We start from the raw sequence: 22,446 nt of genomic DNA, 5'->3' as shown, positions 1-22,446 counted from the left end.
TGGGAATGAATACAGGCTTTTTGAATGACTATCCAAGCAACCGAATTATCTAAACTTCGCAATATTGCGATTATCGCTCACGTTGACCATGGTAAAACTACTTTGGTTGATAAACTGCTGCAGCAATCCGGCACGCTGGAAAGTCGCGGTGATGCGCAAGAGCGCATCATGGATTCAAACGACATTGAGAAAGAGCGCGGCATTACCATTTTGGCGAAAAACACCGCCCTGAATTACAAAGACTACCGCATCAACATTCTGGACACCCCAGGCCACGCCGATTTCGGTGGTGAGGTTGAGCGTGTACTGTCAATGGCTGACTCAGTGTTACTGTTGGTTGATGCCGTTGACGGCCCAATGCCGCAAACTCGCTTCGTAACGCAAAAAGCCTTTGCGCACGGTTTGAAGCCAATTGTTGTTATTAACAAAATTGACCGTCCGGGCGCACGTCCTGACTGGGTGGTAGACCAGGTTTTCGATTTGTTCGACAACTTAGGCGCTTCTGACGAGCAGCTGGATTTTCCAATTGTGTTTGCCTCAGCCATTAACGGCTACGCCACTTTGGATCACGAGCAACTGGACGACGCGGGCGACATGACCCCATTGTTCGAAACTATTCTAAGCAAAGTAGCTGCGCCTGACGCAGACCGCGACGGCACCCTGCAAATGCAAATCTCGCAGCTGGATTACTCTAGCTACGTAGGCATTATCGGTATTGGCCGTATTAAGCGTGGCTCTATTAAGCTGAACCAACAGGTTACTATTGTTGGCGCTGACGGCACCACACGTAACGGTAAAGTTGGCCAGTTATTCGGCTACTTAGGTTTGGACCGTATTGAAACTGATAAAGCCAGTGCCGGTGATATTGTTGCCGTTACAGGTTTAGGTGAACTGAAAATTTCTGACACCGTGTGTGCCGCTGGTGCTGTTGAAGCCCTGCCTGCGCTGACGGTTGATGAACCTACAGTAACCATGACCTTCCAGGTAAACACCTCGCCGTTCTGTGGTAAAGAAGGTAAGTTTGTTACCTCGCGCCAGATTCTGGAGCGTTTACAGCAAGAGCTGAAGCACAACGTAGCACTGCGCGTTGAAGAAACTGAGAACCCGGACCGTTTCCGCGTATCAGGCCGTGGCGAATTGCACTTGGGCGTATTGATTGAAAATATGCGTCGTGAAGGCTTCGAGCTGGCCGTGTCACGCCCGGAAGTTATTCTGAAAGAAGAAGACGGCCAAACCTTAGAGCCGTTTGAAAACCTGACTGTTGATATTGAAGAGCAACACCAGGGTTCAGTGATGGAAAAACTTGGTATTCGTAAAGCCGAAATGACCAACATGACGCCAGACGGCAAAGGTCGCGTACGTATCGACTTTACCGTTCCTAGCCGCGGCTTAATTGGCTTCCAAACTGAATTCATGACTCTGACTTCAGGTTCTGGCTTAATGTACAAAACCTTCGACCATTACGGCCCGCACAAAGGCGGTAAAATTGGTCAGCGTACCAACGGCGTATTGATTTCAAACGCAACCGGTAAAGCCCTGACTTACGCGCTGTTTAACTTACAAGAGCGTGGCAAGCTAATGACTGGTCATGGTGATGAAGTATACGAAGGTCAGGTTATTGGTGTGCACAACCGTACCAACGACTTAACAGTGAACTGTTTGAAAGGTAAGCAGTTAACCAACGTACGTGCTTCTGGTACTGATGATGCCTTAACCTTGTCACCGCCAATACGCCTGACGCTTGAGCAAGCGTTAGAGTTTATTGATGATGACGAGCTGGTAGAAATTACGCCGAAGTCGATTCGTATTCGTAAGCGTCAGCTGACTGAAAACGATCGTAAGCGAGCCAGCCGTACTAAATAAGCCAGCTTAAAAGCTTTAGGAAGAGGCCGTAACCGTTTGGTTACGGCCTTTTTGTTTGGCTTCGTACATGACTTTGTCGGCGCGGTTCAGCAAATGTTCCAGATTTTCTTCGCGATCCCACAAGGCAATACCTAAACTCATAGTTACCGTGCGGTCGTCGGGAATACTATCGAACTTCAGTGAGTTCAAGCCCCGATGTAGTCGATTGGCCAGCATCTCGGCGCCTTCCAAATCAGTAGAGTCCAGCACCACCGCAAATTCTTCGCCACCAGTACGGGCACCAATGTCGGTTTCACGCACTGTGCCTAAAATCAGATTACCCACTGCCACCAGAACTTCATCACCGGCGGCGTGACCAAACTCATCGTTGAAGGCTTTAAAGTAATCCAAGTCGAACATCAGCATGCTAATGGGCTGGTCCTGACGTTTCGCCCGTTTCAGCAAACGGTCGCCATGCTCAAAGAAGTAACGGCGGTTAGCCAGACCCGTTAAGGCATCGGTGGAGGCCTGGCGTTCCAGCTCCTGAATCAACTTTTCACGTTCCAGCTGCGCTTTACGACGCTCGGCAATCTCGTATTTCAAGTCTTCGTTGGCTTTCAGCACTTCTTTCGTACGCCTACGTACCTTATGATCCAGATCTTCGTTTAGCTGAGTTAACTGACGTTGTTTGTCGTCCACCCGTTGAATAAGCGTATTCAAAGCCACCGACAAGTCGTTCACCTCGGGGTAGTCGCGTAGCATAGGAATTTTATTTACCCGGGGGTCATTACCCAGTGCGCGCGCGGCGGCGGTAATTTCAAGCAATGGCCTACTAATACGCTCGGCGCTAAACCAACCTATAAAGGCAAATAGAATAACTACTACCACGCTCACCAGAATAGCGTTCTTCCGCAACTCGGTAACTGGCGCAAAAGTGTCGCGCAGGGGTTGGCGCACAATCACTTTCCAGTCCAGCCCCTCATAGTCGCGGTAGCCGCGGTTCTGTGCATAACCCACCACATAGGTTACGCCGTTGTCCCAGGTTTCAATCAAGTAACCGGAGTTGTTTAAACTCAGTTCTTCCAACGCTTGCGAGCTTATTTCATGCTCCATTAGCTCCTTCGGGCCCAATACCACCTGATTGTCATTACCAACCAGAATCATCTCGGCCGAACCGCCCAATTTCATGGTATTGATAACCGAGCTTTCCAGCTCTCGCCCCCAGCGCCAGTTCAAATGCGAACCCAGCACTCCGGTAATGTCGCCTTCGGCGTTACGAATCGGAATAGCAATATCAACAAAGCGTAATGGCTCGCCGCCTTGCTCGGCCGCCAGAGCTTCTTCCAGCAACAAGGCCGGATGTACGTCACCCACATAAGAGATATCGTTAATGGCGTTGCGAAACCAGGGTCGGTCAGATACGTCGTTGCCTTCCAGCAAGTCCTGAGTAGCCACCAAGACCTTGCCCTCGGCATCGGTAAGCCCTATCCAGGCATAATCGCTGTAGGTGGTTTGCAGACGGTTCAGTAAGCGCTGCATGCCTTCGGTGTTGTTTTCCAATTGCAGCTTTGCCACTAAACTGGCGGCCACCTGAATGTCGCGATAGCGCTCAAACATGCCGCGCTCAAGTTTGTCGGACATTTGATAAGCCACGTCGGCCAGGCTGTTACCTGCTTGCTGCCGTATCTGGTTACTGGCAACCTGGGTCAGCAGTACGCTGATAACAGTCGTAAGCACGACCGCCCAGGCAGCAAATGTAACAAACCAGCGCAATTTTAGATTCAACGGAACACCTTTTACTCAATACCAATACTAATGCTTTACCTTATACGTCCAGTGTCAGGTTTCGTTGGTTTTTTTTAATTACGGCAACACCTCCGGGTGCGGCAGTACGTAGTAAAATATCGACAGGAAATGAAAAATACTTCCCATTAAAACGAATAAATGCCAAATAGCGTGATGATATTTCAATGATTTCCACACATAGAAGATAACCCCAAAGCTGTATGCCAGGCCACCTGCCAATAGTAATATCAAGCCCACAGTGTCAACTGTATCCAACATGGGTTTAATCACAATTAATGCCATCCAGCCCATGCCCAGATAGAGGGTTAACGACAACCACTTGATGCGCTCTTTAATTCCCAGCTCCAGCACCACACCAATAATGGCTATGCCCCAGGCCACACCTAGCAACGACCAACCCCATACCCCCTGTAAATTAATTAGCGCAAAAGGTGTGTAGGTTCCCGCTATCAGAATAAAAATAGCCGCATGGTCAAGTTGTTGAAAAATATACTTTAGCTTAGGTACCGGAATGGCGTGGTACAAGGTCGATGCCGTGTAAAGTAAGATTAAGCTGGCGCCGTAAATGCTGGCAGCAACCACATGCACGGCACTGCCGTAAGCCATGGCCCAGGACACCATAACAACTAAGCCGACAACACTAAGTACTGCCCCTAACCCGTGTGTAACTGCATGAGCTACTTCTTCCGCCACGCTATAGCCAGCATGTTTCGTCATGGTATTCCCTGTTGGTTTTAAAGTTATTTGTCACGCCCCGGCGCGTTGTAGCCCTTGCTGATTTGCTCTATTTTTTTCATAAACAAATCGTAATCCCGTGAGGCTTCATACTCTAAATGGTACTTATTATGAAACTCCAACGTCAGCTTGGTGTTGTGGCCTTCTAAAAACACCGTGTAACCGTCGTGGTCGGTGTAGGCGGTAATGCCGTCAAGCGTGTGTTTGCCTTGCTCTGCTTTACCGTGCAAATGAATCTTCTCGTATGCATCTAGTAGTAAGCGATGATCTATCTGGTTTTGCATAAACGCTCCTTGATTAAGATATCGGCTTTCTTTTCAGTATATACGCTAGTGTCGCATAGTATAGTTTTACCCCGTTTGGCCAAAAACGGATGCTCTACTATTAGTTATGGGTGCCAATGTCTTAGTTTTCAATCATTACCACTGATCTCTGTTCTCGCATAAACAGCCTAGACTACTTTTTATACATACATTCATGCATGTTTGTAAAAATTTGAGTATACTTGTATACAAATGAAGCAGGATAACGCGCTTAGTGCGCAATTTGAAACGGAGCTAGTGTGGTAAGAAGAACTAAGGCCGATGCACTGGAAACGCGGTCAGCGTTATTAGATGCTGCGGAGCAGTTGTTTAGTGAACAGGGTGTTACCAATACCTCAATGATGCAGGTAGCAGAAGCGGCAAATATGACGCGTGGCGCTATTTACCATCACTTCAAAAACAAACTGGATTTAATTGACTCGCTGATGGAGCGGGTGCGTTTACCTGTGGATGAAATGCGCTGCCAGGTACAAGCGAATAGCCCCAATAATCCGCTGGAACAAATTACCCTGCGTTCACAGAAGTTTATTCGCCATGCCCATGATGATCCGCACACGCGCGCGCTAGTAGAAATACTGCTGCATAAATGTGAATACGTAGACGACGTGTTACCCATTAAAACTCGCCATTTAACCGGGCGTAATGAGTGTATTACTGATGTACAGCAGCTGTTTGAACTGGCTATAGAAAAGCAGCAGCTGCCTAAATCAGTGAAGCCTCACGCCGCCACCGTAGGTTTATTTAGCCTAATTGACGGCCTGATGTACAACTGGTTATTAGATAAAGACTACTTTGATTTGCTGTCGGTAGCCGAGCAATCCATTCAGGCCTACCTGAACGGACTGGCTCGCAAAGCTTAATACCGGCTAACTCAGGGGCGGATGCTCGCCCTTGCCACGGTTGCGCCAACCACTGTATTTACGGTGCACGCCGCGGGTTAACGACTGGAAGTAATTTTCCAGCATGTCTACCAGCACCAGCACACCCACCACCACTAACGCTAATTTAATGGCCACCCCAAGGTGGCCAAGCCCTATGGCCACGCCAAGTGCTGCCAGCGACCAAATGGTTGCGGCCGAGGTAACCCCCACCACAATACCGTCGCGCGCCAACATGACGCCTGCACCTAAAAAGCCGATGCCGGTAATAACCTGGCCAATAACCCGGGACGGATCGCCATGTTCGGTCATCACCGAACTGGCGCTCACCAGAAATAAATAGGTGCCCAGGGTGATGAGTGACGACGTACGAATACCTACCGGCTTACCCCGAAACTGGCGTTCAATACCAACAATAGCACCACATAAAATAGCCGTGGCTATAGCCGGCCAGGAATAAGGCTCAATAAGAAACAACGCCGTCCATTGCATAATTAGTCACCTTGTTGCAAAAAGTGCTGAAGGAATTCGTGATCTGTGTCTGCGATTTCTTTTGCAGATGCATTCTTTATACTGCCAAACTCAGGCGCAATCCACGCTTTTAAGTTACTTAATATGTCGCGCAAATGCGACAACGAGCGCAACCCGCCTAAAGCGCCGGGCGAAGCGGCCGCCAGCAGCACTACCTTACTTTTCCATACCGCAATGTTTTCGCGGCTGCTCCAGTCAATGGCATTCTTTAATAGTGGTGGTACTGAGCTGTTGTACTCCGGGCTTACAATAACGACTTTGTCGGCGTTACTAATAGCATTGTTCAAGCTTTTGATAGACTCAGGATAGCCATTGGCTTCTTCGTAGTCACCGTTATAAATAGGGGCGTCTAAAGCCTCAGCGGGGTACAAATTCACGGTCATATTCAAGCCTTCCGCCACTTCCGCTAAGCGTTTCTGTAGTTTTTGGTTTAGTGAATCTTTGCGGCTACTACCAGCTAAGATAAGTACTTTCATAAGGTTTTGTGCTCCTTAAAGTTGTTTAAAAGCAAACATTGGCGAGCTAGGCGAGAGGCGTTTTTTTACCGCGGTTATAGCTGTCGATAGCAAAGGCGGCGTGCATAATGCAAACCAACCACAGCCAGAACAATCCGCCGAGCGAAAACACGCTGAGTAGAATCACGGCAGCACACAGAATCAAATTCAGTATGGCCTGAAATATTTTGCCGGTAGTCATAATAGCTAGCGGCGGTAAAAAAATGGCAAGCAAATATCGCATGGCTTTAATCCTTAAGCTGTTGATACCAAACTAATACTAATAATTACTTAGCTTAGCAGCCTTGGGCTAATAAGGTAATTCTTCACCGTTCCAGTGCCACAGCTTACCACTGTTATCCGGGTTTAAGTTTTGTATTACCTGCACTATGCGTTCAGCCGACTCCGCTGGCGTGTAAAGCTTGCCCTCGCTAATACGTTCCTGAAACGGCGCCGACAGCTGGGTGTCTGTGGTGCCCGGATGAATAGCTGCTACCGTGAGCTTCTTATGCGTTCGGCGCAGCTCTATGGAGGCGGTTTTTAACAGCATATTCAGCGCGGCTTTACTGGCCCGGTAGCTGTACCAACCGCCAAGATAGTTATTGGTTGCGCTGCCCACCATGGCGCTTAGCTGCACCCAGAAGCCCGGGGCTTTGCGATCCATTAAGGGTAAACTCTGCTGCATTAACAACAATGGCAAGGTGGCATTTACCGCAAAGTTCTCGGCCAGCTGCTTGGCATTCACTTCGGCCAATCGCTTCTCCGGCATATAGTCGTTGGTATGCAGCACTCCAACGGTGCTAAGCACGCCAGTAACAGGCTCTTTAATACCACTAAGTACTGCCTGCAACGACTCTTCACTGTAATCGGCCACCTGGTGGTGCTCAATTCCCGCGCCTGACGTTGCAGCAGATTTGGGTTGCCTGGTAATGGCAATCACCTGATCGGTTACCCCAGCGGTTAACAACTCCTGCACTAATGCCTGACCTAAGCCGCCACCGGCGCCGAATACTAGAACAGCCATATTGATCTCACCTGTAAATTTCGTCGTTGAATAGTTACCACTGTAACTGCCATTACGAAAATTAATCCGGAACAGGTCAACACGGTGGCGCTTGCTTGGTAGCCCAAAGCACTTACAATGACTACTATACTGATAGCAGAATTAGCAAAGGACGAGGTCGGTATGCCGACCCGGTGGTAGGAATTAGCAAATGGATGTAACCAAACTTCAGCTTTACGCAACCAATTCATGGCGCTTTTTGCGTTACTTTGTGCGCCGCTGTGCGCAGGATAAGATTTCGGTAACTGCGGGTCATCTAACCTATGTGAGCAGTCTGGCACTGGTGCCATTAATTGCGGTGATGTTTTCGGGCTTTGCCGCATTCCCCATGTTTGCCGACATGCGCAAAGAAATTCAAAACTTAATTGTGACCAATTTAATTCCTACCTCCAGTGACGCCATTAACGGCTACATTAACGAGTTCGCCGGAAACGCCTCGCAAATGACCACCATTGGTGTGGTATTTTTGGTGGTGGTTGCCATTATGCTGCTGATGACCATAGACACCGCCATCAATCGTATTTGGCGTAACTATCAGCGCCGCCGGTTACCTATTGCCATTGCCATTTACTGGATGTTGTTAACGCTGGGCCCGTTACTCATGGGGTCCGGTTTAGCTATTAGTTCCTACGTGGTGTCGCTGGCGTCCTTTGCCGACACTTATGTTTCCGGCCTGCAGTCAGCCATTCTGACCATAGTGCCCTACATTACCTCGATACTGGCGTTTTTGCTGCTGTACGTACTCATGCCAAACCGTGTGGTACGCATTAAACACGCCATTTGGGGCGCTTTATTAGCCACGATATTATTCGAGTTAGGCAAATACGGTTTCACCGAATACATTACCCGCTTCCCTTCCTATGAAGCGATTTACGGCGCCCTGGCCACTATTCCAATACTGCTGGTGTGGATGTACTTGTCCTGGAATATAGTGCTACTTGGCGCCGAACTAACCGCCAGCATTGAGGAATTTAATGAGCGCGAAGAGCCCGGCACCGATCATTTACCCGCTGACTGAACCGCGCCAGCGCTGGCAGCTGGAGGTTGGTGCGGGGCACGTACTGCAAATTTACGAGTATGGCCGCGCCGATGCCCCGCCAGTAGTGGTGTTACACGGTGGCCCCGGTGGTGGTGCCAATGCCGTACAGGCGGCTATGTTCGACCCGCGCGCCTGGCGCATTATCTGTTTTGACCAACGCGGATGTGGTCAATCTACCGCAACCGACACGCTGGCCGAGAATAACACCCACACGCTGGTGGCCGACATTGAAGCAATTCGGGAACAGCTGGGTATTGAGCAATGGCATGTTTCCGGCGGCTCCTGGGGCAGTACTTTAGCCTTGGTGTATGCCATTACTCATCCGCAGCGAGTGTTAGGAATGATTTTACGCGGGGTGTTTTTAGCACGTCAGCACGACAGCGACTGGCTTTACGGCAATGCTGGAGTGGCTCGCTTATTTCCGGAGTTTTACCGGGAATTCACCGCCAGTTTAGGGGTTGATGCCAGCCACCGCAGCAGTAAAGAGGTTATCGCCAGTGCCTGGCAGGCCTTGCAACAACCAACCTCACCGCAAGGCCTGAAGGCAGCGGCAGCCTGGGCGTTATGGGAAGCCAGAATTTCCACCTTAACGGCGAAATCCGGCTTGCTCGATCATGTTCAGCGCGACCCCAATGGCATGAATGCTGCTCGCATTGGCACTCACTTTTTTCACCACGGGTTCTTTTTGCCTGAAGGATTTATTCTTGAGCATTTAAACGCTATTTCGCACATTCCGGCCATTATTGTGCACGGCCGTTATGACGTGGTTTGCAGCTTAAATAATGCCTATGATTTGGCCACCCGCTGGCCCTGTGCCCAACTTAAGATTGTGCAGGACGCCGGCCATTCCACTACCGAAAGCGGGATTGCCCGGGGCCTGGTTGCCGCCGGCCATGTTTTTCAACAACACAGGTAATAGCAGTAATTATGATTGCACTTATTCAACGAGTGTCACAAGCCAGCGTTAGTGTGGCTGGCAAACAAATTAGCAGCATTGAGCAGGGCTTATTAATTTTGCTGGGGGTGACCAAAGCCGACACCCAGAACGATGTTGAGCGCTTGGCAAAGCGGGTAGCCAGTTACCGAATTTTTGCCGACAGCGACGATAAAATGAATTTAAGCCTGCAGGATATTAACGGCGCCGCTCTGGTGGTTTCCCAATTTACCCTGGCCGCAGACACTGCTAAAGGGCGTCGCCCGAGCTTTTCCAGTGCGGCACCACCGGAACAGGCCGAACCGCTGTATTTGGCTTTTGTTGAGGCTTTGCAGCAACAAGGTGTGGCGGTGCAGACCGGTCAATTTGCGGCCGATATGGCGGTTAGCCTGGTGAATGACGGCCCGGTTACCTTCACCTTACAAAGCTAGAATCAATCGGCCGCACGTTGCGCCGGTTGCGAAACACCATTACAGTAGTGCACCTAAACCTGTGCCCCGGAGCCTGCCCCATACTATGTTCACTGTGATAACCCCAAGCTCAGACGAAGAACTCAAGCGCTATTTTAATTTGCGCTGGCGAGTTCTGCGTGAGCCTTTTCAGCGTCCACCGGGTTCTGAGCAGGATGAATATGATCAGGTGAGTCATCACCGCATGGTAGTGAATGCAGCCGGCGAACCCGTAGCTATTGGTCGGGTGCATTTTAATAGCCCCGATGAAGCACAAATTCGGTTTATGGCGTCGGCACCGGAATATCGTGGCGAAGGGCATGGTGTCAGTATTGTGTACGCGCTAGAGCAGGTGGCTCGCGCCGAGGGCGCCAAGCATGTAGTGATTAATTCCCGTGATAACACGTTGGGCTTTTATCAAAAATGCGGCTATACCTTAGTGGAAGAGGCCGACACCTTAAAAAATTCAACCGCCGAGCATCAGCTACGCAAAGAATTCAGCGAGTCGAACCGCATTATTTACCGGCCCGAGTGGTGCGCCGACTTGCAACAAATTTGGCAGCAGGACATTCCCATTTCAGAAGCTATGGGCATTCGTATTCATCAGTATACGGGCCGGGAATTTGAAACCCGGGCAACCTTGTCACGCAACACCAATGTGCATGGCACTATGTTCGCCGGCAGTATTTATTCGTTAGCCACCTTGACCTGCTGGGGGTTATTGCATCTACAATTGCAGGAGCGACAGTTGCCGGGCAGTGTGGTGTTAGGTGATGGCACTATTCATTATCATAAGCCGGTAACCCATGAGCCACGCGCTACTGCGCAATTAAGAAATATGACCGGTGATTTCTCACCACTGAAAAAGAATCGCAATGCGCGCCTTACGTTAAAGGCGCAGGTTTTTGACAACGATAGTCCGGTAGCTGAGTTTAGCGGGCAATTTGTGGTTTTAGCACCAACTTCCGACAAGTAAGGGACTGTGCAGTATGAGTCTTTCGTTATCCGCGCAACAACTGGCGCGTATTCGTACCAAGCTGGAAACCCGGCGCTCTGAAAACCCACCAGCGGCAAAAGCGGCAGCCTTGGAGGCTGCGTTAGAACGCATTGCCAACGGCGAATATGGGTATTGTGTGGAATGTGGCGATGAAATTTCTGCCGCACGACTGTCCATGAAGCCGGAAGTAGCCTTGTGCAGCGATTGCCAGGCGCTAAAAGACGAAGAAGACGATAGCAACACCTGAGTCCGGTGCTGCTATCGCGCTAAGCTACATTAGTAACGTTTTAATCAAACAATGACTGCGGTAATAGTGCCGCAACTTGCCCTTGCTCAATAAGTGTTCCCACCGCAGTAATGTCCGGGGCGAAGAACCGATCCTGATCGTAATAACTTACCTGCTCGCGTACTAACGCATGCACTTGCTCAACCACGGCAGCGGCTTTTAACGGCCGGCGGTAATCTAAGCCCTGCGCCGCTTCCAGCAGTTCAATAGCAACAATGTCCCGAACATTCTGGGCAATATCGGTTAACCGCCGCGCCGCAAAAGTAGCCATAGAAACATGGTCTTCCTGATTCGCCGAGGTTGGAATGCTGTCTACCGAGGCTGGATGCGCCAGTGATTTGTTCTCAGACGCCAGTGCTGCTGCAGTTACCTGCGCCAGCATAAAGCCTGAGTTCACCCCACCGTCGTCTACTAAGAACGGCGGTAAATTGCTTAAGTGGTGATCAATCAGCAAGGCTGAGCGACGCTCCGAAATAGCGCCAATTTCACTGGCGGCAATAGCCAGAATATCGGCGGCCATAGCCACAGGTTCGGCATGGAAGTTACCGCCGGACAGAATATCGCCCGAATCGGCAAATACCAGTGGATTATCAGTTACACCGTTGGCTTCGCGCTGCAAAATACCAGCCGCATGGCGAATTTGATCCAATACCGCGCCCATAACCTGCGGTTGGCAGCGTAATGAGTACGGGTCTTGTACTTTTTCGCACTCGGCATGAGCTTCGGCAATACCTGACGTGTGGGTAAGCACGCTGCGCATAGCGGCAGCAAAATCGATTTGCCCCGGCTGGCCACGTACCGCATGAATGCGTTCATCAAATGGTGAGCGCGAACCCATGGCAGCTTCTACTGACATAGCACCCGTTAACAAGGCCGCGTCGTACACGCGTTCAATGGCAAACAGCCCGTGCAGCGCCAATGCAGTGGATGCCTGGGTGCCGTTCAGTAAGGCCAGGCCTTCTTTCGGTGCCAATACCAGCGGTTCCAAGCCGGCGTGCTTTAAGCCTTCCACCGCGCTTATTAGCTTGCCCTGATAGCGAACTTCGCCTTCACCCAGAAGTGGCACCACTAAATGGGCCAGTGGCGCTAAATCGCCCGAGGCGCCAACTGAGCCTTTGCTTGGCACACAGGGGTAAACACCGCTGTTTAGCAGCGCCAGCAGTGCATCTATAACTTCGGCGCGAACACCGGAGTAACCGCGAGCCAGTGAGTTAATCTTTAACGTCAGCATTAAGCGCACAACGCTGTCAGACATCAGCTCACCGGTACCGGCGGCATGTGACAACACAATGCGGCGCTGCAGGTCTTGTAGCTTGTCTTTTGGAATGCGGGTATTTGCCAGCAAGCCAAAGCCGGTATTAATACCGTACACAACGCGGCCTGCAGACAATACGTCGGCCACAGTTTGAGCACTTTTACCAATGGCGCCATAAGCTTGTGGGTTCAGCTCCAGTTGCGGTTGCTGCTGGTGTAAATGGCGCAGATCGGCCAGGCTTAGTTCGCCAGGTTGTAACATAAACACTTCGCTCATGACTTGCCCTCCAGCATTGGTAAATCAAGTTGTTGTTGGCGCGCGCAGTCTTGTGCCAGTTCATAACCAGCGTCGGCATGGCGCATTACGCCAGTGCCCGGATCGTTCCACAATACCCGCTCTAAGCGCTTGGCTGCAGCGTCTGTGCCATCGGCAACAATCACTACGCCGGCATGCTGGGAATACCCCATGCCCACGCCACCACCATGGTGCAAACTAACCCAGGTGGCGCCACCGGCAGTATTTAACAAGGCGTTCAGTAACGGCCAGTCGGATACCGCGTCAGAGCCATCTAACATGCCTTCAGTTTCACGGTTCGGGCTGGCCACTGAGCCGGAATCTAAGTGGTCACGACCAATCACAACTGGCGCTTTCAACTCGCCATTTTTAACCATTTCATTGAATGCCAGCGCAATGCGTTGACGGTCTTTTAAACCAATCCAGCAAATACGTGCTGGCAGCCCCTGGAATGAAATGCGCTCACGCGCCATGTCCAGCCAGTTATGCAGATGGTCGTTGTCAGGAATCAGTTCTTTAACTTTGGCGTCGGTTTTGTAAATGTCTTCCGGATCGCCAGACAGCGCCACCCAACGGAACGGCCCTATGCCTTCACAGAACAGCGGGCGAACATAGGCAGGTACAAAGCCTGGGAAATCAAAGGCGTTTTCAACGCCCATGTCCTGCGCCATTTGGCGAATGTTGTTGCCGTAATCCAGTACCGCAGCACCGGCTTTTTGCATGGCCAGCATCGCGCGAACCTGCACAGCCATTGCTTCTTTAGCGGCAATAACGGTACCTTGCGGGTCGTTTTCCTGACCTGCTTTATAGTCTTCCAGCGTCCAGCCCTGCGGCACATAGCCATGCAGAGGATCGTGCGCAGAGGTTTGGTCGGTTACCACGTCGGCCATAATGTTGCGACGTTCAAGTTCGGCGTAAACGTCGGCGGCATTACCCAGCAGGCCAACTGAAATAGCGTCGCCTTTGGCACAGGCGTCGTTAATAAGTTTTAGCGCTTCGTCTAAGTTGGTCGCTTTGTGGTCTACGTAGCCAGTACGTAACCGGAAATCTATGCGTGACTCGTCCACTTCTACCGCCAGCATACAAAAGCCAGCCATAGTGGCTGCCAGTGGTTGCGCGCCACCCATACCGCCTAAGCCGCCAGTAAGTACCCACTTACCTTTGCTTTCGCCGTTAAAATGCTTACGTGCAACCGCGCCGAAGGTTTCGTAGGTGCCCTGCACAATGCCCTGCGAGCCAATGTAAATCCAGGAGCCGGCGGTCATTTGGCCGTACATCATTAAACCGGCTTTATCGAGCTCGTTAAAATGCTCCCAGTTCGCCCATTTAGGAACCAGATTAGAGTTAGCAATTAACACACGCGGTGCATCTTCATGGGTAGGGAACACGCCCACAGGTTTGCCCGACTGAATCAGCAATGATTCAGTTGGCTTCAGCCGGTTTAACACTTCAATAATTTTGTCGTAGCATTCCCAGTTACGAGCGGCGCGGCCAATGCCGCCATAAACCACCAGCGCATGCGGGTGCTCGGCAACTTCCGCATCAAGGTTGTTCATGAGCATACGTTTGGCAGCTTCTACCTGCCAGTTGCAGGTAGTCAGTTCGCTACCATGTGCCGCTTTAATGGAGCGGGTCGTGTCCAGGCGTGAGCCGGTTACTTTGTTAGGCATACTACTTCCTTACTTTTAATTCTTACAACGTGCAGCGGCTTAAGCGCGCGCTGACTGGAAACTCAGGTGACCGCCTAAACGGAAGCGCGAACCCGGGTGGGTTAACACCGCGTAGGTAACCACGCCATCGGCACACCAGGTGCGACGAATAATGCGCAGGCAAGGTTCCGGGCGATCCAAATCCAACCACTGGCACACCTGTGGTCGTGGTGAAATAGCTTCTATTTCGTGGCTGGCTTCGGTGAGTGGAGTTACTTCGCACAAGTACTCATGCGGAGTCATTTGGGTGTAGTCCTGGCGCAAATAGTCCGGCACCAATTGTGGGTTCACAAAACGTTCTTCAACCTGCACGGCAAGGTCGTTTTCAAAGTGGGTGATAACCGAATGCAGTACTTTTTCGCCCACCGTCAGGTTCAGCAACTCGGCAATTTGGTCTACTACCTTTTCCTGCCGTAATACCTGTACTTTGGCGTGGTAGTTGTGCCCGCGAGAGCGAATTTCATCAGCAATATTGCGAATAGCCATAAAGCTGGTTTGCGACTTTATTTGCGCCACATAGGTGCCGGAGCCCTGGGTGCGAACCACCAGGCCTTCATCGGCCAGGTCCTGCAACGCCCGCCGTGCGGTCATGCGACTTACCTGAAACTGCTGAGCCAGCGCGTTTTCAGAGCTCACCGGATGATTTTCCGGCCATTCGCCGGATGCGATTTTGCGATACAGATGCTGTTTAATTGAAGAAAATTTTGCCATGCTGAACACTCCAGAACTGTGATTTTAGCCACCAGCTGTGCTAAAGTTTACGCCACCTTGGTTGTATATACAATACATGCAAATTCAAAATAAATAGTCAGCGAGAGGTTACTTTGCAAGCAGCATCCAGCAGTCAGCGTATCGAGAACATTACTTTGGCAACCATGCAGGGCAACGGCTACGGGCTTATTGAAAATGCGGTGGTGGATATTCACGGCGACACTATTGCCTATGTGGGTACAAGTCAGGATGCGCCGGCTCCTAGCGCAGACATGCAGGTAATTGACGGCAAGGGTGGCTTGTTAACTCCGGGGCTGATTGATTGCCATACCCATTTAGTGTGGGCGGGTTCGCGTGCGAATGAATTTGCGGCGCGTTTGCACGGCGCCAGCTATCAGGAAATTGCTGAACAAGGTGGTGGTATTGCTGCCACCGTAAAAGCCACCCGCGAAGCGTCAGAAAGTGAGCTGCTACGGTTGGCCAAAAGCCGTGCCGAAGCCTTGATGGCCAGCGGTGTTACCACGGTTGAAATCAAGTCCGGCTATGGCCTTGATTTAGCCAACGAGCGAAAGCAATTAACGGTGGCGCGACAACTGCAGGAAGTATTACCGCTGGCGGTGCAAACCACCTTGCTGGCTGCCCATGCGGTACCGCCGGAATTTAAGGGCCAGCCAGATGCCTATATTGATGTAGTGGTGAAAGAGATTTTGCCCAAGCTGGCCGCAGCCGGGCTGGTGGATGCGGTAGATGCCTTCTGTGAAAATATTGGCTTTAGTCCGGCGCAAACCGAGCGTGTGTTTCAAGCAGCCAAACAGCATAAGCTGCCTATTAAGTTGCACGCTGAGCAACTGAGCAATCAAAACGGCAGTGCACTGGCGGCCAAATATCAGGCGCTTTCTTCGGACCATTTGGAGCACTTAGACGAAGCGGGCGTGCAGGCGATGCGCGAGGCCGGCACTGTGGCCGTGTTATTGCCAGGCGCCTTTTACTTTTTGCGCGAAACTAAGCTGCCACCTATTAGCTTACTGCGCGATTATGGCGTACCTATTGCCATTGCCACCGACGCCAATCCGGGTTCAGCACCCATTCATAATTTACAGTTGATGCTACAAATGGCCGCCACCTTTTTCCGCATGACGCCGGAAGAATGCTTACGCGGCGTTACCTGTAATGCGGCGCAAGCGCTTGGCTTAACCGACCGGGGTATTATTGCCGAAGGTAAACGCGCCGACTTAGCGCTGTGGAATGTGCAAGATGCCGCCGAGCTCAGCTACCAGTTTGGCGTGAACCCGCTACAGCAAGTGTGGTTTCAAGGATTGCGCCGCTGACGCCCATGCAGGTAAGCAAGTGCTAACTCACTGAGTAACTGGCCGACCTGCAATTCACCCGCCGCTTTGCCGCTTGGGTGCAGTGCGGGTGCCGCCTCGGCCAGGTGCACATAACGGGCGGTTTCAATTTCCGCCAGTTGCGACACAAAGCGATAGCCTTGCGCCACGGTTAAGCCGGTGTAGTTAAACGCGCTGGCTGGCACCTGCGACAGTGCGTCTATGTCTACTTCAATACCCAGCGGACATAACCAGGACGCTGCCTTGGCTGTTACATCCTGCATCGCATCGGTAAAGAACATATCGTATAACCGGTGAATGCTGTGATAGCGGAAACCGGCATCACGCATTTGCTTTAAGCTGGTGGCGTTGTTTTTGCCTTCATGCAGGCCAACCACATGGTAATACTCCAGCGCACCGTCTACGTAGGCATAGCTAAAGCCATTCCCACTGTGGCGCCCTTCGCGCAGGCGAAAGTCGGCATGCGGATCCAGATTCACCGCGCCACAGCCCACTTCAGTTACGTCAGCCAGACTGCGCAACAGCGGATACGCATTGTTATGCCCGCCGCCCACCAGAATCACTTCAAAGCCGGCCTGAAACAAAGGCCGTAATACGCGCATAACTTGCTGGTCCAGCTCACCACACAACTCACGTAACCGCGCCAGTTCACCGGCATCTTGCGGATCTAGCCCGGCGCCCTGCTGCTGCAGCGGCTCACAACTCACCGCGCCAACCAGCAGCAATTCCTGCACCGGTAAATGCGGGGTGGCTTGCAAGTTTAAAAAGCTGTTTAGAAAAGCTTCCCAGGCGCCTTCGGCACCGCTGCGGCCAAGGTTGGCACGTGGCCCTATACTTTCCGGAACGCCCACTACGGCCACCCGCTGCCCGTTTTTATACGCCTCGGACAAAGCCTCGGAATAACCGTCCGTGGATTCATTCACCACTTCAGATAACAAAGCCACCGCCTGCCCCACACGCGTTTCATGCTGGCGTGGTTTTACGTAATGGCTGGGATCAACCAGTTGTAAATGCTCAAATGCCATACTACTTATTCAATATCCAGCGGTTCGGCGGCAATAATAATGCCGGTGCTGTCAGTATAAATGTGGTCTTCAGGCAGGAAGGTAACGCCACCGAAGTTCACCGCGATATCGCTTTCGCCGATGCCTTCACTTGGCGCGCCTACCGGCATAGCGCCAACCGCCAGAATACCCATTTCAAGTTCGTCCAGAGCATCAACATCGCGCACCGCACCAAAACAAACAATACCTTCCCAGTCGTTGTCCAGCGCCGTTTCGGCAATGTTAATGTCAATCAGAGCGCGACGCAGCGAACCGCCACCGTCAATCAGCAGCACTTTACCGGCACCCGGCTGTTGCACCACCTCTTCAATCAGGCCTTTGTCTTCAAAACATTTAATAACCACCAATTGGCCACCAAACGAATCACGACCACCGTAATGAATGAACATGGGTTCTACCACATCGATCATGTCTGGATATAAATCACAAAGTTCGGATGTATTGTATTCCATGTTGGGTTCCTGCCTAGGTTCATGCTTAACTTGTTGTTAAGTTTTCTGCGCTGTTGAGATGCTTCAGTATAGCTGGTTATTCCAGCACACAAAAGTATAAGCCAGAGCTATCACTTGCACATTTTTCTGAAAACACGTTTAATCGTGTAAGAGTATTAAACAGAGTTCTGAAAACTCGTCCGTAGCTCCTAAAAACAACCACAATAATAAGAGTTGTCGCGATGTTTCTGATTAGCCAGACCATAGAAGGCTACACCCACTTTACTCAGGGTATGCTGCTGTTTGCCTTCGCCCTGTTACTTCGGCACTATTTTTCTGCCTATCAGCGCCATTATCTGCGCTACTGGTCGTTTGCCTCGGCGGTATTTGGCTTAAGTGAAGTAACGCGCTTTATTGCCATGCAGGCAAGCCCCTCATTGCTACCCGACTATTCGTTAATTATCGACTCACTGCTGGCGGTGTCGTTAGCATCTCAGTATCTGGCTATTGTGTTTCTGGCCATTGGGGTATTTCACATTACCCGCGGCGAGTTACCTATTACGGCAGTTCGACGTTTGATTTATTACGGCGCCATTACTGCTGGTTTAGTCTCAGTGGCTGCATTTTCGCTGGTACCTGAACTTGCCCACCTGGAATCGTCAATCGGCCTGGCCGCCAAGTTTTCGGTAACCGGCCTGGCTGTCGTCATTCTGAGCGCGTTGATTATTCGTTCAGCGCCGGCAGCGGTAGGCCCGCGGCTTATCGCAACCGCCTTCTTTTTAATTGGGGTCAAAAATTTAACTGTTACCTTTTTGATTCTAACCACGGTATTTAACATTGATCTGTCGCTGGTTTTAGCGATAAAAGCCCTATTGAACCTGACCTTCTTAATGCTGGCAGCACTGGGGGTTATCATTTGGCTGCTGGAATCTGAGCGTAATAACACCGTGATGGCCATTCAACGGGCGGAATACCTGAATACGCACGACGCGCTAACCGGCGTGGAGAACCGCGAACAACTGGTAAACAAGATTCCGGTATTTATTGATTACTGCCGCGGCAACGGTCGCCATTTGACCGTTATGCTGGTGGGTATTAACCGCTTTAAAGCCATTAACGACATGCTGGGCATTCGCGGCGGCGACAGGGTTCTGGTTGAACTAGCCGAGCGGCTGACAAACTTTCAGCCTCAGCCACTTGCGGTAGCCCGTATTAGCGGTGACGTGTTCGCCGTGATGTTTGATCATTTAAAGCGCCGGAGTTTTATTCTGGATTTAGCCGAAGAGTTACTCGGGCGACTACAAAAAACCATGCAAATTGACGGTCGCAGCATCAATATCAGCTGTGCCCTTGGCATTTCCAGATTCCCGCAACACGGCACCCGCGCTGAACTGCTGATTAATAAAGCCACCATAGCGCTGGCCAACGCCAAGTTAATAGACAACGACTCAGTTATTTTCTACGAGCGCGGTATGGATGAGCCCTACACCCGGTTGGTGGATTTAGAACCGGACTTAAAACGTGCGTTGAAAGAAGACGAGTTTTTACTGTATTTACAGCCGTTTGAAGAAGCGAGAACCGGCGAGCTGTGTGGGTTTGAAGCCTTGATCCGTTGGCAACACCCTACCCGTGGCTTAATTGGGCCAGGCGAGTTTCTGCCGTTTATTGAACAGCTAGGCATGGCCAGTGAGCTGGACGACTGGGTACTGGAACACGCCGCGCAGTTGATCAAGCGCTGGCAGGGGCAGTTCGATACCCTGGTGCCATTAGCGGTAAATATTTCCGCCAAGCATTTCCAGCAGCCACAGCTAACTCAAAAGCTGAAAGACTTACTGAAAAAGCACAACTTAAGCGCCGATTTGCTCGAGCTGGAAATTACCGAGAACGTGGCTATGTCGGATATTAAAACCGGCATGAACGTGATTAGTCAGTTGCAGGGCATGGGTTTGAAGGTAGCAATTGACGACTTCGGCACCGGCTACTCCTCGCTCGCCTACTTACGCCGCTTACCAATTGATCGTATTAAAATTGACCGTAGCTTTATTGCTGAGCTGCAGGAAAGCGATGCCGATGCCACTATTGTAAAAGCCTTAATTCGACTTTCGCATGGCTTAGGTAAACGTGTGGTTGCTGAAGGTGTTGAAAAAGAGCACCAGCATCAACTGCTGAAAGAACTTGGTTGTGATGTGATTCAGGGTTACTACTACTCACCGCCGGTAGCGGAAGCCCATGCGGCTGACATGCTTGCGCGCATTCAAACGCAAGCAGCGGTCAGCCAGTAAGCTACTGGTGTTACAGAATGAAGCGGCTTAAGTCTTCGTTTTGCGCCAGTTCACCTAAGTACTTATCAACATAGGCGGCATCCACTTTAATAGTGTCGCCTTGCAAATCACTAGCGGTGAAGCTCACTTCATCCATTAACCGCTCCAACACCGTGTGCAGGCGCCGAGCGCCAATATTCTCGGTGGTTTCATTCACATGAAACGCGGTTTCAGCAATCCGCTCAATACCGTCTTCGGTAAACTCAACGGTCACACCTTCGGTGGCCATAAGCGCTTTGTACTGGGTAGTTAGCGAAGCATTCGGCTCAGTCAGAATACGCACAAAGTCGTTGCTGGTTAAGGCATCCAGTTCCACCCGAATTGGCAAACGCCCCTGCAACTCAGGAATTAAGTCCGATGGCTTGGCCATTTGGAACGCACCTGAGGCAATAAACAGAATGTGGTCGGTTTTTACCATGCCATGCTTGGTTGATACCGTGGTACCTTCCACCAATGGCAGTAAATCACGCTGCACACCTTCGCGCGACACATCCGGTCCGCTCACGTCACCACGCTTACAAATTTTATCTACTTCGTCTAAGAACACGATGCCGTTTTGTTCCACGGCATGCAGCGCCGCTTCTTTTACGTCATCCGGGTTCAGCAGTTTGGCGGCTTCTTCTTCCACTAACTGCTTGTAGGCGTCTTTAATTTTAAGCTTACGCGGTTTGCTTTTACCACTGCCCATATTCTGGAACATAGACTGCAACTGCGAGGTCATTTCTTCCATGCCCGGCGGCGCCATGATCTCCACACCCATTTGCTGCATGGCTAAATCAATTTCAATTTCTTTGTCGTCCAGCTGACCTTCGCGCAGCTTTTTGCGGAACATTTGGCGGCTATGGCTTTGCTCGTTACTTTTGCTCTCGCCGTCTTCTGCGCCCCAGCCAGTTTTTGCCGGTGGTAACAGGGCATCCAGGATACGTTCTTCGGCTGCATCTTCGGCGCGATGACGCACTTTTTGCATCATGCTTTCACGCGTTTGCTTAATCGCCGTATCGGTTAAATCACGGATGATCGACTCAATTTCTTTACCAACATAGCCAACCTCGGTGAACTTCGTGGCTTCTACTTTAATGAAAGGCGCATTCGCCAGCTTTGCCAGACGCCGGGCAATTTCGGTTTTACCAACACCGGTTGGGCCTATCATTAAGATGTTCTTAGGGGTAACTTCCTGACGCAGTTCGTCACCCAACTGCATGCGCCGCCAGCGATTACGCAGTGCTACAGCAACCGCACGTTTGGCTTTGTCCTGGCCAATAATATGGCGGTTTAATTCATCTACAATTTCGCGGGGGGTCATGTCAGACATTTTTTGACTCCGAATCTTGTTCTTCAATTGTTTGATTGCCGTTGGTATACACACAAATATCACCAGCAATAGTGAGTGCCTTTTCCACGATTTCGCGGGCACTTAACTCGGTACTGTCCAGTAGGGCAGTGGCGGCGGCTTGCGCATAAGGCCCGCCAGAGCCAATGGCAATAAGGTCGCGCTCGGGCTGCACCACGTCGCCGTTACCCGTAATAATCAACGAGGTTTCTTTGTCGGCTACCGCCAGTAAGGCTTCCAGACGTCGCAGGGCGCGGTCGGTGCGCCAGTCTTTGGCGAGTTCAACCGCCGCGCGCATTAAATTACCCTGGTATTGCTCCAGTTTGCTTTCGAAGCGTTCGAATAGGGTGAAAGCGTCGGCAGTGCCGCCGGCAAAACCTGCCAGCACCTGGCCGTTGTACAAGCGACGTACTTTTTTGGCATTGCCTTTCATTACAGTATTGCCAAGCGACACTTGCCCGTCGCCACCAATGACAACTTTGTCGCCGCGGCGCACTGATACAATTGTGGTCATGAATATCTTCCTTTTCTTACCGACACACGCACCTAAAAGTGCGCTGTCATACATGGGGTATGACAGCAGTTATGAGGGCAGAAACGGATTTTTC

23 protein-coding genes are annotated in these 22,446 nt (G+C 51.0%); 9 read left to right on the top strand and 14 right to left on the bottom strand.

The annotated features are described in order from the left end of the window. Positions 1-24: 24 nt before the first annotated feature. Positions 25-1,863, top strand: coding sequence for a translational GTPase TypA (gene typA / locus CCE91_RS09235; RefSeq protein WP_086434997.1), 1,839 nt, complete (start codon positions 25-27; stop codon positions 1,861-1,863). Positions 1,864-1,878: 15 nt separating this feature from the next. Here typA and CCE91_RS09230 read toward each other — a convergent pair whose 3' ends face one another. The 3 genes from CCE91_RS09230 to CCE91_RS09220 all read right to left on the bottom strand — a co-directional run bounded on the left by CCE91_RS09230 (position 1,879) and on the right by CCE91_RS09220 (position 4,667). After that, entirely contained in the window at positions 1,879-3,627 is a 1,749-nt protein-coding gene (locus CCE91_RS09230; protein ID WP_086434996.1) for a sensor domain-containing diguanylate cyclase, read from the bottom strand. A gap of 78 nt (positions 3,628-3,705) precedes the next feature. Further along, complete coding sequence (trhA, locus tag CCE91_RS09225; protein WP_086434995.1) at positions 3,706-4,365, bottom strand: PAQR family membrane homeostasis protein TrhA; 660 nt, start codon at positions 4,363-4,365, stop codon at positions 3,706-3,708. Positions 4,366-4,388: 23 nt separating this feature from the next. Then, a complete protein-coding gene (locus CCE91_RS09220) occupies positions 4,389-4,667 on the bottom strand; it encodes a DUF3081 family protein (protein WP_086434994.1) in 279 nt (92 codons plus the stop codon). 278 nt (positions 4,668-4,945) lie between these two features. Here CCE91_RS09220 and CCE91_RS09215 point away from each other — a divergent pair, with 278 nt between their 5' ends. Then, positions 4,946-5,566 carry a TetR family transcriptional regulator gene (locus CCE91_RS09215; RefSeq protein ID WP_086434993.1) on the top strand — a complete coding sequence of 207 codons (621 nt, stop codon included), beginning with the start codon at positions 4,946-4,948 and terminating at the stop codon, positions 5,564-5,566. Between the two features lie 6 nt (positions 5,567-5,572). Here the strand turns inward: CCE91_RS09215 and CCE91_RS09210 are convergent, their stop codons facing one another. From CCE91_RS09210 to CCE91_RS09195, 4 genes are all read right to left on the bottom strand, one after another. Then, entirely contained in the window at positions 5,573-6,076 is a 504-nt protein-coding gene (locus tag CCE91_RS09210) for an MgtC/SapB family protein (RefSeq protein ID WP_086434992.1), read from the bottom strand. 2 nt (positions 6,077-6,078) lie between these two features. Then, positions 6,079-6,591 (bottom strand): NADPH-dependent FMN reductase, encoded by a 513-nt coding sequence (locus tag CCE91_RS09205; RefSeq protein WP_086434991.1) that lies wholly within the window; start codon positions 6,589-6,591, stop codon positions 6,079-6,081. Positions 6,592-6,637: 46 nt separating this feature from the next. Next, on the bottom strand, positions 6,638-6,853 hold the full coding sequence (locus CCE91_RS09200; protein WP_086434990.1) for a YqaE/Pmp3 family membrane protein: 216 nt from the start codon (positions 6,851-6,853) through the stop codon (positions 6,638-6,640). Between the two features lie 66 nt (positions 6,854-6,919). Next, a complete protein-coding gene (locus CCE91_RS09195; RefSeq protein WP_086434989.1) occupies positions 6,920-7,633 on the bottom strand; it encodes an SDR family NAD(P)-dependent oxidoreductase in 714 nt (237 codons plus the stop codon). 190 nt (positions 7,634-7,823) lie between these two features. Here CCE91_RS09195 and CCE91_RS09190 point away from each other — a divergent pair, with 190 nt between their 5' ends. The 5 genes from CCE91_RS09190 (at position 7,824) to CCE91_RS09170 (ending at position 11,338) form a co-directional block, all read left to right on the top strand. After that, positions 7,824-8,690 (top strand): virulence factor BrkB family protein, encoded by an 867-nt coding sequence (locus CCE91_RS09190; RefSeq protein ID WP_086434988.1) that lies wholly within the window; start codon positions 7,824-7,826, stop codon positions 8,688-8,690. Next, positions 8,647-9,627: a prolyl aminopeptidase gene (gene pip / locus CCE91_RS09185; RefSeq protein ID WP_086434987.1), complete on the top strand. Its 981-nt coding sequence runs from the start codon at positions 8,647-8,649 to the stop codon at positions 9,625-9,627. Before CCE91_RS09190 ends, pip begins: the two co-directional genes overlap by 44 nt. A gap of 11 nt (positions 9,628-9,638) precedes the next feature. Then, on the top strand, positions 9,639-10,076 hold the full coding sequence (dtd, locus tag CCE91_RS09180; RefSeq protein ID WP_086434986.1) for a D-aminoacyl-tRNA deacylase: 438 nt from the start codon (positions 9,639-9,641) through the stop codon (positions 10,074-10,076). A gap of 85 nt (positions 10,077-10,161) precedes the next feature. Continuing rightward, on the top strand, positions 10,162-11,070 hold the full coding sequence (locus tag CCE91_RS09175; protein ID WP_086434985.1) for a bifunctional GNAT family N-acetyltransferase/hotdog fold thioesterase: 909 nt from the start codon (positions 10,162-10,164) through the stop codon (positions 11,068-11,070). Between the two features lie 13 nt (positions 11,071-11,083). Beyond that, positions 11,084-11,338 carry a TraR/DksA family transcriptional regulator gene (locus tag CCE91_RS09170; RefSeq protein ID WP_086434984.1) on the top strand — a complete coding sequence of 85 codons (255 nt, stop codon included), beginning with the start codon at positions 11,084-11,086 and terminating at the stop codon, positions 11,336-11,338. Positions 11,339-11,378: 40 nt separating this feature from the next. Here the strand turns inward: CCE91_RS09170 and hutH are convergent, their stop codons facing one another. From hutH to hutC, 3 genes are read right to left on the bottom strand one after another with little or no spacing between them, the layout of a single operon-like run. Then, a complete protein-coding gene (hutH, locus tag CCE91_RS09165) occupies positions 11,379-12,908 on the bottom strand; it encodes a histidine ammonia-lyase (RefSeq protein ID WP_086434983.1) in 1,530 nt (509 codons plus the stop codon). Beyond that, on the bottom strand, positions 12,905-14,596 hold the full coding sequence (hutU, locus tag CCE91_RS09160; protein ID WP_086434982.1) for a urocanate hydratase: 1,692 nt from the start codon (positions 14,594-14,596) through the stop codon (positions 12,905-12,907). The genes hutH and hutU overlap by 4 nt, the downstream gene beginning before the upstream one ends. Positions 14,597-14,635: 39 nt before the next feature. Then, entirely contained in the window at positions 14,636-15,346 is a 711-nt protein-coding gene (gene hutC / locus CCE91_RS09155) for a histidine utilization repressor (RefSeq protein ID WP_086434981.1), read from the bottom strand. Positions 15,347-15,510: 164 nt separating this feature from the next. Between hutC and hutI the strand changes: the two genes are divergently transcribed. Continuing rightward, entirely contained in the window at positions 15,511-16,674 is a 1,164-nt protein-coding gene (gene hutI / locus CCE91_RS09150) for an imidazolonepropionase (protein ID WP_234996319.1), read from the top strand. Here hutI and CCE91_RS09145 read toward each other — a convergent pair. Both CCE91_RS09145 and rraA read right to left on the bottom strand, forming a co-directional pair. Beyond that, positions 16,656-17,717: an arginase family protein gene (locus CCE91_RS09145; protein ID WP_086434979.1), complete on the bottom strand. Its 1,062-nt coding sequence runs from the start codon at positions 17,715-17,717 to the stop codon at positions 16,656-16,658. The two genes, hutI and CCE91_RS09145, sit on opposite strands and share 19 nt — an antisense overlap. A gap of 5 nt (positions 17,718-17,722) precedes the next feature. After that, positions 17,723-18,208 carry a ribonuclease E activity regulator RraA gene (gene rraA / locus CCE91_RS09140; RefSeq protein ID WP_086434978.1) on the bottom strand — a complete coding sequence of 162 codons (486 nt, stop codon included), beginning with the start codon at positions 18,206-18,208 and terminating at the stop codon, positions 17,723-17,725. Positions 18,209-18,429: 221 nt separating this feature from the next. Here rraA and CCE91_RS09135 point away from each other — a divergent pair, with 221 nt between their 5' ends. After that, a complete protein-coding gene (locus CCE91_RS09135) occupies positions 18,430-20,469 on the top strand; it encodes a putative bifunctional diguanylate cyclase/phosphodiesterase (protein ID WP_086434977.1) in 2,040 nt (679 codons plus the stop codon). Positions 20,470-20,479: 10 nt separating this feature from the next. On the opposite strand, the gene hslU is transcribed toward CCE91_RS09135, so the two are convergent. Both hslU and hslV read right to left on the bottom strand, forming a co-directional pair. Further along, entirely contained in the window at positions 20,480-21,820 is a 1,341-nt protein-coding gene (gene hslU / locus CCE91_RS09130) for an HslU--HslV peptidase ATPase subunit (protein ID WP_086434976.1), read from the bottom strand. Continuing rightward, entirely contained in the window at positions 21,813-22,352 is a 540-nt protein-coding gene (gene hslV, locus CCE91_RS09125) for an ATP-dependent protease subunit HslV (RefSeq protein ID WP_086434975.1), read from the bottom strand. The genes hslU and hslV overlap by 8 nt, the downstream gene beginning before the upstream one ends. Between the last annotated feature and the right edge of the window lie 94 nt (positions 22,353-22,446).

Origin of the sequence: Pseudidiomarina planktonica (assembly GCF_900177775.1) — a bacterium.
Classification (GTDB): domain Bacteria; phylum Pseudomonadota; class Gammaproteobacteria; order Enterobacterales; family Alteromonadaceae; genus Pseudidiomarina; species Pseudidiomarina planktonica.
Note: the sequence above shows the minus strand (reverse complement) of the source record. Positions and strands in the feature narration are given on the sequence as shown.